Genomic DNA, 12,401 nt, shown 5'->3' with positions numbered 1-12,401 from the left:
AATGCGGGCGCAGAGCCGCCGTTTATAATTCGGCGTGCGGACGCCGCCTTCGGTCCGAAAGTGGAAATAATTTCCGATCCCGCGGAACGCCCGGATGCAGGCTCCGGCAAGCGCCAATGGCTTGGCGCGTCGTCGATGGCAACCTCTTGACGCGAGACTTACTTGAGATCCCGTCGAGCCAGTGCCGCGACCGCATAGGAAACGAGCTGCTGTGCTGAAATCTCAAACTGGCTTGACGGCAGTTCTGCGACAATTCTGGGGTCCAATAGAACGCCGATTGAGGCGCAAAAGCAGGACGCGGCCGCGCCGACATCTCTTGGAAGGAACTCTTCCGCTGAGATGCCGGCGTGAATGAGTTTTCCCACGCCGTCATAAAGTCGCTTATAATGATTCCTGAATGACGGCCAATTGCCCTCTGCCGCAAGAACAATAAGGTTGAACATCCGCTTGTCGGCGCGAAGAGCCTGCAGCATCAGACGATGATCTCCAAGCGCGGTCTCTTTCAGGCGGACCGCTGCACTCGCCAGTACGCCCACAGCCGAGGCGGTAAAGCAGAGATCGCTTTCGAAAAAAATTCGACGCGATCGCATCCCATATCGCCGCCTTCGAGGGAAAGATTTTATATACGCTCGCCGGTGACTTCCCGAGAAGTCGGGCAATATCAGCGAACGCCAGGGGCAGGAAAGAGAGGCTCTTCATCAAGGCTCCGTCGATGCGAAGGATTGGAAACTGATCACGCGTCCGCTTGCAGAGAGCGACCGCATATGCTGTCGAGAGAAGAGCTTGAGCTCCTTGAAGGTTTCGAATCCGAGAGCGTTTGCGGCTCGAACGACAGTGGATGGGGAGACCACACAGGCGCTCGCGACAGAACTGATCGTGCCGAAAGCCACAACATCTGGCCGAGCAAGAATCGCTCTTGCAACACGCTCCTGTCGTTCGGGAAGCCGCAACCCCGCCGCCACAACCATCGCCTTCAGCTCGTTAACGCTTTCTGGCCTTTTCAATGAGTTCATGAAAATGACTCCCATTGCTGGAGAAAGCCGCGCCGGAAGCCGGCGCAGCTCGCGTCATCACAGTATGGCGACGGGCCGCCTCCTGGAGATCGACTCGATGCAGGCCAGGGCGATAGCAAGCGCGTTGCGGGCATCCGAGCCTGTTGGGCCGTCCATCAGCTCGCCATCTCGTACCGCGTTGAAGAAGGACGCGAGCTGGGCGGTGTAGCCATGAACAAAGTGATCGGTGTCGCGACGCCATGTGTCATTGGAGACGCCGTCCTTGTCAAACAGCGTCATGCTAGAACGACGCACGTCGCCCATGGTCACCATGCCATCGGAACCGAAGACTTCGCCGCGGATGTCGTAGCCATACAGGGCGCAGAAGTTTGCCTCAGCGACGGCGATGGACCCATTGTCGAAGCGGATGTTCACGACGGCGGTATCGATGAAGCCCTTTTCCCTGGCATCCGGACGAACAAGCGCCTCCGCCATTGCAAACACCTCGACGGGCTTGGCTCCAGGGTTCAGCCAGAGCAGCATGTCGAAGTCGTGGATGAGCGTCTCGTAGAAGATGGTCCAGAGCGGGATTTTGTCGGGATCGGCGCCGAACGGCCCCGGATCGCGCGTCAAGGACCGGATGAGCTGCGGCGCACCGATCTTGCCGTCATCGATGGCGGCACGCCCCTCGGCGAAAGCCTGATCCCAGCGGCGGTTGAACCCGATCTGAAGCGGCACGCCGGCTGAACGCGCGGCATCGATGGCACGATCGGCATCCTCAAGCGTTAGCGCCATGGGCTTCTCGCAAAAGATCGCCTTGCCGGCCTCGGCCGCCTGAACAAGGACATTGGTGTGGAATCGGGCAGGCGTTGCAATGATGACGGCGTCGAGGCCAGGATGCGAAAGAAGCTCGGCGACGTCGGTATACGACGCATCGACTCCAAGTTTGTCTGCAAGCTTTGCCGCGGCACCGGGTGCCGGATCGGCGATGGAAACGAGTTCAGCGTCGACGAGCCGCCTGGCGACTGTTTCACCGTGGAAGGAGCCGATGCGGCCGGCACCGATGAGACCGATATTGACGGGTTTGATCTTGGGCATGGGTTTGTCCTGTGAGTTTATGATGTTAGATTGCGAATGCGGTGCGGAATGCCGAGAGCGCTTCGTCGGCGTCGCCGGCAGCCCAGGCTTCCATGCCGATCGGGCCGGTGTAGCCCATCGCTTTCAGCGCCTTCGCGATGCCTTTCCAGTTGACCTCTCCGGTGCCCGGTTCACAGCGACCCGGCACGTCCGCAACTTGAATTTCACCGATCCAGGGCAGGCACTTTCGGCAAAGCTCGATCAGGTTTCCTTCCCCAATCTGCGCATGATAGAGATCGAGATTGAGCCGCAGCCGCGGATGGTCGATGCTCGACACAAGAGCCAACGTATCCTCGGCCCGACCGAACGGCACGCCGGGGTGATCGACGGGCAAGTTCAGGTTTTCAAGCGTGAAGACAACGTCTTCCGCCTCGGCCAGATCGACGATCCGACGAAGAGTGTCGCGAGCCTTCAGCCACATCGCGCCCGTGACGACTTCGATGGGCTGCACCGGAAGGCCGCGATCGCCGAGGCCAGTGCCGTGAAGGTTCAACCGATGGACGCCAAGGCGCTTTGCAACCTGAGCAGTCTCGCGAGCAGACCTGAGCAGCAGGCCGGCCCCTTCTTCGTCGGCCAGACGCCCCTCAAGATAGCCGTTCATGATCGTAAAGGTCGCGCCCGTCTTCTCCAACGCATCCAAGTCCCACGCAGGCCAGTTCCAAAGGCCAACGCCAAAGCCCATTTCATGGAGGCGGGCTGCTCTCCAGTGGATTGGCTTATCCTGCCAGAGCATTTCCGCACAGGCGGCAAGTTGAAAGCTCATCTCAGATATCCTGTAGTTTGAAATCGGCCGGTGCGACCGGCATGACGCCCTTCAAGAGGGCAACGGACTTTTCGAGCCCTTCCAACGAGCTCAGCAACACGTCCTCGTGCTCGATGGAGAGCCAACCGTCATAACCCGACATCTTCAGGCGGTAACAGAACTGTCGCCACCATTCCTCGCCGTGGCCAAAGCCGAGCGTGATATAGGACCATGAGCGAGCCGGGATGTCGGTGAGGCTGCCGTTTTCAAGCAGGCTGGTTATGGCCTGCGTCGGGCCATTCAGGAACGTATCCTTTGCATGAACATGATAGACGGCATTGCCCAGTGCCTCGGCGGCGATCAGTGGATCGGCTCCCATCCAGAAGAGATGCGAGGGATCGAGGTTCGCGCCGACGATGGGGCCGACCTCGTTCCTCAACTTGAACAGCGACGGCACGTTGTAGACGCACTGGTTACCGTGCATTTCGAGCGCGATCTTCTCGACGCCGCATTCCTTTGCAAGCTGCACGATATCCGTCCAAAAGGGAAAGAGCTTTTCCTCCCACTGGTATTTTAGGATCGCCTGCGTTTCCGGTGGCCAGGAAGAAACGACCCAGTTTGGCATGGTATCGTTCGGATTGCCCGCAGGCAGTCCGGACATGGTGCAGACCATCTTGATACCCATCTCGCCTGCTACACGAATTGTGTCCTTCAGGCCCTCGCCCTGTGCCGGGTCTGTGGGATGCAGCGGATTGCCATTGGCATTCAGGCTGATGACTTCAAGCCGACGATCAGAGAAGGTCGTCAGGAATTCCTTCTGCGCGGTCTTGTTGCCAAGCATTTCCTTCAGACGGAAATGCGGGGCGGTCGACCAGCCGCAGGTATTCACCTCGACGCCCGAGAGGTCCATGCGGGCGGCATTGTCGAGAAGGTCATTGAGCGGCATGCCGCCTAGACTGTCAGATACCATACCGAGTTTCATGCGTAGAACTCCGGCTTGGAAATCATCGTGACGGGCTGCTTCTGCCCGGAAGCGAGGGCCTTCACGCCTGCCTCGGCGACCACGGCTGCGGCATAGCCATCCCAACTGCTGGAGGCGATATCCGGAAAGACGCCGGTTTCGATAAAGCGAAGGAAGGCGCGGTTCTGGCGGCGATAAGCATCGAAATAGCGCCCGCGCCAGTCGACATCGTAGCCTGTATGAACCCCGAGCGAACGCTCCTGCCGCGTATAGGCGACATGATTCATGGCGATGCTCGCCTGTTCGCCGACGAGTTCGGCGCGAACGTCGTATCCATAGGAGGCATTATTGTTGATCTCGATGTTGACCAGTTGGCCGTCCACGGTTTCCAGAACCATGAATACGGGAGCGACGCGGACATCCGACCGCCTCGCCTGGAAGGCCGAGATCGAGACGTATTCGGTGCCGAGCACATGGCGCACCACATCGAATTCATGCGGGGCGGAATTGGTGATCGCCATCGCACCGGTGAAGTCGGACGCGGGCGTTTCCACATTGCGGTGGAAGTTGTGCATCATCAGCGCCCGACCGAGCTCGCCGTCCTCGATCGCTTTCTTCATCTCGACATAGGACTGGTCGTAGCGGCGCATGAAGCCGAGCTGCACGAAGCGCTTTCCCGCCGCCTGTTCGGCCTGCATGATGGCCAGGCAGTCTTGGGAGGATTGAGACAGCGGCTTTTCGCAGAGTACCTTCTTGCCCGCACTGATGCAGGCGAGCGACAGCGGCGCATGGGTGAAGTCGGGGCTTGCGACGATAACGGCATCCACATCCGCACGAACAATCACGGCTTCCGGATTGCTTGCCACATCCACTGCACCATGGGCATCGGCCACCCTTCTCGCGCGGCACTCGTCCATATCGCAGACCACCTGGAGCACGGCTCCCGGCATTTCTTCTGCAACGATCTTTGCGTGGTCAGCGCCCATCAGCCCTGCGCCAACGACTGCCATTCGCAACATTGGACAAACTCCTTCCGTTCAGTCAGCCTGCTGGCCAACTGCTGCATGTCAGTAGATTTAATTGTATCCGGATGCCTCCGGCCACGACGCCCTCAATGAGCAAGCGGTGGCGGATGCCCATCATGCTTTTGCATATAGCCTTCGATTGAGGCTTCGAGATCAGCCATGGATTCTCCACCTGCCATCAGGTCAGCAATCTGTTCGCGGGTCTTCTCGCCCTTTCGGAAATCGGCAGCGATTGCGCCACGAATCAGCACGGCGAAGTGATCACCGACTGCCATGGCATGCATAACCTGATGGGTGATGAAGATAACGGCCAGTCCTCGGCGCTTGGCTTCGTTGACGATCCGCAGCACATGCGCCGCCTGTTTGACGCCTAGCGCCGCAGTCGGCTCATCCAGGATGAGCACGCGGGCTCCGAAATACACAGCACGGGCAATGGCGAGCGACTGGCGCTCGCCACCGGAAAGACCACCGACAAGACGATCTCCCTCGGTGATGCGCGTGATCCCCATCTTCTGGACTTCTGTTACAGCCACCCGGTTTGCTGTCTTTCGGTCAAAATACTTGAAAGGTCCCCAACCCTTTGTCGGTTCCGAACCCATGAAGAAGTTCCGCCCGATGGACATCAAGGGATAGGTGCCGCCGAACTGGTGAACGGTCGCGATGCCACGCTCCTGAGCTTCGCGGGGACTTGAAAAGACTGTCGGTTGACCGTCCATCAGGATTTCGCCGCGCGTAGGATGATAGACGCCAGAAAGGGTCTTAATGAGCGTGGATTTTCCTGCGCCATTGTCGCCGAGCAGGCAAAGCACTTCGCCTTGGCCAACCTTCAAGCTGATGTTATTCAGAACGTCGATAGGACCGAAGGACTTTTCGACGTTGCGCAGTTCGAGAACAGATTTCTTTTCGGACATGATCCCCCTCACTTCTTCTTGGGCGCCGACCAGCTGGTGGCCAGGTGGCGGAACGTGTCGTTGAGCAGAACGGCGATCAGGAGCATGACACCGATGATGAGGAAAGACAGGTTTCTGTCGATCTCGGTGAAGCCGATGGCCTGAGTGACGATGGAAAGGGTCAGAACACCAAAGACGATGCCCATTACGGTACCGAAACCACCGGTGAGAAGCACCCCACCTACGACCACCGCAATGATGGTGTTGAAAATAAGGCCGAAATTTGCCTGCGAAGTCGCGGAGCTGAAGGTCATCACCTGAAGCACCCCAGCGAAAGCGGCTGAAGTGGAGCACAGCATGAAGAGCGCAATCTTCATCCCGGTCACAGGAATACCGGCGTTTCTGGCGCTTTCCTGGTCGCCGCCGAGCGCGAAGACCCAGCTGCCCTTTGGGGAGTAATGGAGGAAGAAGACGAAGGCTGCGATGAGACCGGCCCACCAGAACACGGAGGAATTGAAGCCGTAAACCTTCCCGCCAAAGAGCGCCTTTGCCCAATCTGGGGCGTGGTAGAAAGAATTGGTGTTGTTGATAAAAAAGATCGACAGATAAAGGGTGATGCCAGCGACAGCAAACAGGGTAGCCAAAGTCACGATGAAGGAGGGCACGCGTGTGTGAGTGACGATGTAGCCATTGATGAAGCCGATCAGTGCACCGATTGCCAGCGCTGCGGCAATACCTACAACGACGGGCATCTGGTAGTGCTCGCACACAACAGCAACGGTCATCGTGGATGCAGGAAGCACGGCACCGGTCGAAATGTCGAGTTCACCCGCGATCATCAGGAACCCGACCGGAATTGCGATCATTCCGACGAGTGATGCAAAGTTCACCCAAGTTGTGACACCGGCCACGGACAGAAAGTTGCGGCTATATCCAAACATCGCAAAAAGGATGAAGACAGCCACGAAACCCATAAACGCGCCAGCGGCGGGGCTACGAAAAAAGGCCTTAAGGGATGAGCTGGCCGATTTGCTCTCGACGGTGTTTTTTTCAACGACATCGATTTTCAGGTTTGTGACGATCATGAAAGCACAGTCCCCAGTTTTATAGGCGAAGTCATGAAGAGGTAGGCTTGATGAGACCCGGCCAGGATTGCGGCTGGGTCTCGGGCTTGAGCAGCCTCAACGTGCGCCGAGCTTCACGCCTTCAATCGCAGAAGCGACATTGGTCTTGTCGACAATAGCCGGACCAGTCAGAACCGGCTTCGTTGCGATAGCCGTGCCGAACTTCAGGTTCGCAAAAAGCATCGAGGTAGCGAGGAAGCCCTGCAGGTAAGGCTGCTGGTCGATAGCGAAGGTCTGGGTTCCCTTCGAGATGCGGTCGAGAACCGAGGCGGACATGTCGAAGGTGCCGAGCTGAATCTTGCCGGCCTTGCCCTGCTGGTCGATGGAGTTGGCAGCAGCATCAGCGGCCCATGCGGCGAGGGTGATGACGGCGTCGATAGACGGATCGGCGATCAGCTCGGACTTGATGGCTTCAGAGGTGCCGTTCATGTCCTGGTCGAGGTTAGCAGGCACGCGAAGGATAAAGGTGTCAGCACCAGCCTTTTTCGCACCGTCCTGAACACCCTTACAACGAGTTTCGAGGTTCACGGCACCGGGGTTCTGGATATGGCAAAGGATTTTCTTGGCGCCGTGGGAAGCAAGGTATTTGCCGCCCTCAACACCTGCCAGATATTCGTCCGAACCGAAATAGTTCAGCGAACCGTAGTTATCCATTTCGCCCTGGCCAGCGTTGAAGGAGATGATAACGACATTCTTGTCACGCGCAGCCTTCAGAGCAGGGGTCTCGGATTCCGGCAGCCAGTTCGGGATAGCGATACCCTTCGCGCCCTGAGCTACAGCCTGCTCGATCAGCGATGCGAGGTCGGGACCGAAGTTGTCATAGTTCTGGGTCTGCATAAAGTTGACGGTACCGCCATTTGCCTTGACCATCAGCGAGGCATCGTCAACGCCCTTTTTGACCATGTTCCAGAAGCCATCCTGGGCCGAGCCCACAATGACAGCGATATCCGTATCCCCTGCATGGGCGCTGGAAGTCAGCATGACGGCCATGGCTGCGGTAGCAATTTTCATAGTGAACGACATGTCGAATTCCTCCCTCAGGTTAAAGCCGCACGCTTGCGGCTCGACATATGGTTTTGGCAGATCGGCCCGCCTTCAGAAGGCAGGCACACTCCCACGATCCCGGCGTCTGCACGCAGGATTTTCTCTTTCAAAGTGTGGCTGGGCCTCCCCCAAAGCGCTGACGGCTCGAAGATCGATGTGCACTGTCAACGCCTAATGAATGCTACATTGACATCTTTTACGTCAATGTGGATTACTATCGTTTCAGAAAATCGTCTCAATTCATTTCGGCAACAGGTACCGTGTGAGAGGTTTTGAGATTTGTATCATCGGTCAAATGGACTTTTTGACATGAAGAGACCAACCATTCCAGACCTTGCAAAAGCCGCAGGCGTATCCGTTTCGACAGTCAATCGAGTCCTTTCCAAACCTGAATCGGTTCGGAGCGATACGCGTACCCGCGTTCTGGCGGCGGCTGAAGAAATAGGCTTCTATGGTCTTGGCACGATCAAGCAGGCCGCAAAGGCACAACAGGTGACACACTGCATTGGCGTCCTATTGCAGAGAAGAGAACGTCGCTTCTACCGGCTACTCGGTGATTCCATTACGCAAGCAGCAGAGGCCTACACCGCTGGCAATATTGATCTCACTGTTGAGTACATGGAGGACCTCACGCCCGAAAAAGTCGCGGCCCATATTCAATCTTTAGGCGGCCGATGCGAAGCCCTTGCAATTGTGGCACCACAGCATCCAGCCGTGGCAGATGCTATTGATACCGTTCTTGAGAATGGAGTGCCCGTCGTTTCGCTTATTGGTCCACTTACCGCAAAAGGAGGCGTCAGCTTTGTAGGGCTCGATAATTGGAAGGTAGGACGGACCGCCGCATGGGCTTTTGACCGGATGGTGAGAGAGCCTGGCAAGATTGGCATCCTCGTGGGGAGCCATCGATTGCGTAACCAGGAAATGAACGAAAGCGGCTTTCGCTCTTATTTCCGTGAACATAATTCGGGCTTCACCTTACTCGAACCCCTGCCAACTTACGAGTCCGCCGTGGTTGCGCGTGAACATGTAGAGAAACTGCTTACAGACCATCCGGACATGTGTGGCCTCTACATTTCAGGGGGTGGCGTTACCGGTGCCATAGCTGCGCTTCGCGCCACTCCAAAACGGGATGACTTCGTTACTGTAGGCTATGAACTCTTTGAGGATACGCGTGCCGCATTGATAGACGGTACGATCTCGCTGATCATCTCACACCCTATCGAGCGCTTCGCTTCAGAAACCATCAGCACACTTGTGAAAGCAAAGAACGCCCGCCGAGACGCAGGTGTGTTCCGGATCACATTCGGGTTCGAGATGTATAGTCCAGAAAGCGTTTGATTGTCACACGTCGCAGCGATTGGCGCGGGCTTGACGAAAGTCCCCCGACAGCCGGTGACCGAGAGCTTATGGTCATCACTTTCCTATTCAATTATTCGTTAGGTGTTTTGCGATTGCCGGTCGACCGTGCGCAGGCGATTTGAGGTCGCCTGCCTCAAATCAGCCGTAGGTCCCGAAGAGCAAGGCGCATGCCCATTGACGTTCGGATCGCGACGGGTCCGCTCGTGCTAGACGGCAAGGTTGGGGAGCTGGGATATCGACGGACGAGTCGACAATCGTGATGCCGGCCGCCTTTCTCGCAAGTCTTTCGAGGACGACGGCGGTGAGGTCGGTCGCGCCCGGGCATTGGCCGCTGGTCGAAGCTGGTCACCGTCAGGATGACACAGCGCAGACGACCGATCTTGACAGAAACGCTTGATCACTTCCTCGCAATATTGCCCCATGTCGTTAGAGCTCTGACCCCAAGCGTCTCAGGCAGTGTGAACGCCCATAAAACCGAGGGAGATTTCGAACTGACTCTAAGATTGCTAGGCCGAGGGAGCGTCGTCCCTCTTCCAATGGCCCCGCCATAGATTACACAATCGGTCAGATACTTCCCCACGCCCGAAGCCTCCCCCTCCCCGTCATCTCCCTAAAGCCGAGCTCACTAATATCCGAAATTCGACCTAAGCGCCTGTCGTCAAATGATGGATTATTGACAGCGAGGTGTCGCAACACCTCGCAAATTATCAAACATCAGACCAAATCGCCCGTCGCCGGCGAAGGTGCAGAGCAAGCAAAGCGATGCCAGAGATGAGAACATCTGGTATTTCAGCAACGCTTGTAGGCGCGCACTTCACTTACCGAAGCCGAATGTCTTGCGCAAACTCTTATCGACCGCGTTCGCCGGCATGAATCTGCGCAGCCGGCTTAGAAGCGTCGCGTTGCCGCCGGCCGGTTGACGCATTCGGTACGGACCATTGATGGCGGCCAGGATTTTCTTCGCTATTACCTGCGGCGACGGAGCAGATTTGATCTGTGCCTGCACCGTCTCGATGGTCGCATAGGCCTGCTTTTCATAGACGTCCAAGGGGGCCTCGGTATGTGCCGCGTTTACGTCGAGCTTCGTGTTGGTGAAGGTGGGTTCGAGCAGCACGACCCTGACGTTGAACTCGCGGATTTCGTGGTCCAGCGACTCCGACAGCCCCTCAAGCGCATGCTTGCTGCTGGCATATACTCCCATGAACGGTGCAGGCAGGAAGCCCAAAACCGAGCTAACATTGATGATAAGCCCACTCCGGGCGGTTCGCATGGATGGCAGAGCGGCACGTATCATGCGCAACGGCCCGAACACGTTGGTATCGAATACTCTTTGTGCTTCCGCGGTTGAGGTGTTCTCGATAGGGCCGACCAGCGAAACGCCGGCGTTGTTGATCAGAATATCGATCTTGCCCGCTTCGGTCAGAACCCACTCCACAAAGTTCGTAACCGATACGTCATCGTTGACGTCAACGGCTCCGAAGCGCACGCCGGGAATTGAATTGGCCCGGTTAGGGTTGCGTACGCCTCCAAACACCTTGAAGCCATTTTGTGCGAGAAGGCGCGCTGTGGCTTCGCCTATCCCGGATGATGCGCCGGTGATAACGGCGACTTTCTGATTGGACATGCATACTCCTGAGGTTTGCGCGAACGAATGCTAGGAACCTTTCAGCGGGATCGGATTTTTTGTTCCCTTAGTGGAATTCCGCATTTTGCTTCGCACGACGTTCAATTAGAGGTCGTTCGCAATCTAACTCGATTTTGGATGTCGATCAACATATAAAATGAACGCTCGCGCTGTTTTGGAGCATTTTCCGGTGACGCTGTCGCGGGTGCCGGGTTCGGCTGCAGCGGCCGAGATACGTGGCAGGAGTGCTGCGCAGTCGATTGATGACGCCGCAGCATTGCCAACGTGCTTAGCGCGACCACGTCGGGTTGTGTTCGAAGCCGCGACGTGTGCGGCACGCTATGATGAACAATGGACGATCGAGCAAACGAGGAGCGGTTTCTTGCCTGACGCTACCCTAATCTGGTGATCGCCTCGCCTTGACACACCGGCTCCTCTGCTTCGTCTTAACCGAGCTTATCATGGAAGTGCAACGCAACCCGGTCAGCAGCCTGGCGCACTGTCTCGGCTTGGTCGTAAAAGTCGTAGTGTTTTCCCTCTGTCCAATGTAATTCTTTCGGACCCGCCAAAAGGCCATACATTTTGCAAGCCTGATCAGGGAACGCTGCGCCATCTGAGTGAACTATGAGAGTTGGTACCGTAACATGCGGAGCCTGCGCCAAAGGATCAAACGCGAGCCAAGGCTCCCACGCCATAACTGCAAACTCGTTGCGCCAGGCACGAACGCTCCCGCCGCGTGACCGATCCATATAGTATTCGTTGGGGCCGGAGCTCACCGCAGTTTTGTCGTTCGGCATATAGACGAAGACCGTTTGGATTACCCCTTCGTCGTCATAGCGCTTACGCGCCTCTCGACTAGCCGCGATCCGGCTGTCGATACCTTCTTGGCCGCCGAACATCTTCAACACCAGTTCCGGGTCGGAGAAAAATCCTGCAACGATGGCTAGCGCGCCCACATTGGGATCTTTCGCGGCTGTGTAAAGAGCCGTGCCGCCGGACGTGCAAATTCCGAGGATACCGGTCCCGGCCACGTCGCTACGTTTCTTCAGGTACCGCAGGGCGGCCGACAAGTCCTCTGCCTTTGAAGTTTGGTCCTCGAACTGCCGCATCGCACCGCTACTCTCGCCGTAATTGCGATAGTCAATTGCGAGCGCAATGATGCCGCGCCGGGCAAGCTCGCCGGCATAATTTCCGCCCATCTGCTCCTTCACCGAGGTTAGCGATCCGCCGACCGCGACGGCTGGATAGCGGCGCGATGGATTATGTCCCTCCGGAAGATAAAGATTGGCTACGACGAACCCGTCACCGCTTTCAAAGCTGACTTTCTGCGGCACTGGTTGGCTTCGTTCGGTCAGTGTCTGTGCCATGGTATTTTTCCCTGCGCTGAAGAGAACGGCGGTCGCCCCAATAGCGAGACCGAGGCTCCGGCGCGTGATCGATGTAATGGGCATTGACGGCCACTCCTCGCTAAGCTTCTGAAGATATTTGGTGGAATTCGATTTG

13 protein-coding genes are annotated in these 12,401 nt (G+C 57.1%); 1 reads left to right on the top strand and 12 read right to left on the bottom strand.

Annotated features, from left to right (window positions below; all coding sequences use genetic code 11):
* Window positions 1–158 precede the first annotated feature (158 nt).
* From ACXHXG_RS29185 to ACXHXG_RS29145, 9 genes are all read right to left on the bottom strand, one after another.
* Window positions 159–590 (bottom strand): hypothetical protein, encoded by a 432-nt coding sequence (locus ACXHXG_RS29185; protein WP_457901550.1) that lies wholly within the window; start codon window positions 588–590, stop codon window positions 159–161.
* A gap of 108 nt (window positions 591–698) precedes the next feature.
* Complete coding sequence (locus tag ACXHXG_RS29180; RefSeq protein ID WP_457901592.1) at window positions 699–968, bottom strand: MurR/RpiR family transcriptional regulator; 270 nt, start codon at window positions 966–968, stop codon at window positions 699–701.
* Window positions 969–1,070: 102 nt separating this feature from the next.
* Window positions 1,071–2,090, bottom strand: a complete 1,020-nt coding sequence (locus ACXHXG_RS29175; protein WP_457901549.1) for a Gfo/Idh/MocA family oxidoreductase — start codon at window positions 2,088–2,090, stop codon at window positions 1,071–1,073.
* Between the two features lie 25 nt (window positions 2,091–2,115).
* A complete protein-coding gene (locus ACXHXG_RS29170; RefSeq protein WP_457901548.1) occupies window positions 2,116–2,892 on the bottom strand; it encodes a TIM barrel protein in 777 nt (258 codons plus the stop codon).
* A 1-nt stretch (window position 2,893) separates the two neighbouring features.
* Window positions 2,894–3,853, bottom strand: a complete 960-nt coding sequence (locus ACXHXG_RS29165; RefSeq protein WP_457901547.1) for a sugar phosphate isomerase/epimerase family protein — start codon at window positions 3,851–3,853, stop codon at window positions 2,894–2,896.
* The gene (locus tag ACXHXG_RS29160; protein ID WP_457901546.1) at window positions 3,850–4,851 is read right to left on the bottom strand and encodes a Gfo/Idh/MocA family oxidoreductase; all 1,002 of its coding nucleotides are present in this window, start codon (window positions 4,849–4,851) and stop codon (window positions 3,850–3,852) included. Before ACXHXG_RS29160 ends, ACXHXG_RS29165 begins: the two co-directional genes overlap by 4 nt.
* 92 nt (window positions 4,852–4,943) lie before the next feature.
* Window positions 4,944–5,768: an ATP-binding cassette domain-containing protein gene (locus tag ACXHXG_RS29155; RefSeq protein WP_457901545.1), complete on the bottom strand. Its 825-nt coding sequence runs from the start codon at window positions 5,766–5,768 to the stop codon at window positions 4,944–4,946.
* An 8-nt stretch (window positions 5,769–5,776) separates the two neighbouring features.
* On the bottom strand, window positions 5,777–6,832 hold the full coding sequence (locus ACXHXG_RS29150) for an ABC transporter permease (RefSeq protein WP_457901544.1): 1,056 nt from the start codon (window positions 6,830–6,832) through the stop codon (window positions 5,777–5,779).
* A 96-nt stretch (window positions 6,833–6,928) separates the two neighbouring features.
* Entirely contained in the window at window positions 6,929–7,894 is a 966-nt protein-coding gene (locus ACXHXG_RS29145) for a substrate-binding domain-containing protein (protein WP_457901543.1), read from the bottom strand.
* A 330-nt stretch (window positions 7,895–8,224) separates the two neighbouring features.
* Between ACXHXG_RS29145 and ACXHXG_RS29140 the strand changes: the two genes are divergently transcribed.
* Complete coding sequence (locus tag ACXHXG_RS29140) at window positions 8,225–9,253, top strand: LacI family DNA-binding transcriptional regulator (RefSeq protein WP_457901542.1); 1,029 nt, start codon at window positions 8,225–8,227, stop codon at window positions 9,251–9,253.
* 585 nt (window positions 9,254–9,838) lie between these two features.
* Here ACXHXG_RS29140 and ACXHXG_RS29135 read toward each other — a convergent pair.
* From ACXHXG_RS29135 to ACXHXG_RS29125, 3 genes are all read right to left on the bottom strand, one after another.
* Entirely contained in the window at window positions 9,839–9,970 is a 132-nt protein-coding gene (locus ACXHXG_RS29135; RefSeq protein ID WP_457901541.1) for a helix-turn-helix domain-containing protein, read from the bottom strand.
* A gap of 118 nt (window positions 9,971–10,088) precedes the next feature.
* Complete coding sequence (locus tag ACXHXG_RS29130; RefSeq protein WP_457901540.1) at window positions 10,089–10,898, bottom strand: oxidoreductase; 810 nt, start codon at window positions 10,896–10,898, stop codon at window positions 10,089–10,091.
* Window positions 10,899–11,344: 446 nt separating this feature from the next.
* Window positions 11,345–12,265: an alpha/beta hydrolase gene (locus tag ACXHXG_RS29125; protein WP_457901539.1), complete on the bottom strand. Its 921-nt coding sequence runs from the start codon at window positions 12,263–12,265 to the stop codon at window positions 11,345–11,347.
* Window positions 12,266–12,401 lie beyond the last annotated feature (136 nt).

The organism is Rhizobium sp. LEGMi-198b (genome assembly GCF_054114205.1).
This window is presented reverse-complemented; position numbering and strand designations above follow the sequence as displayed.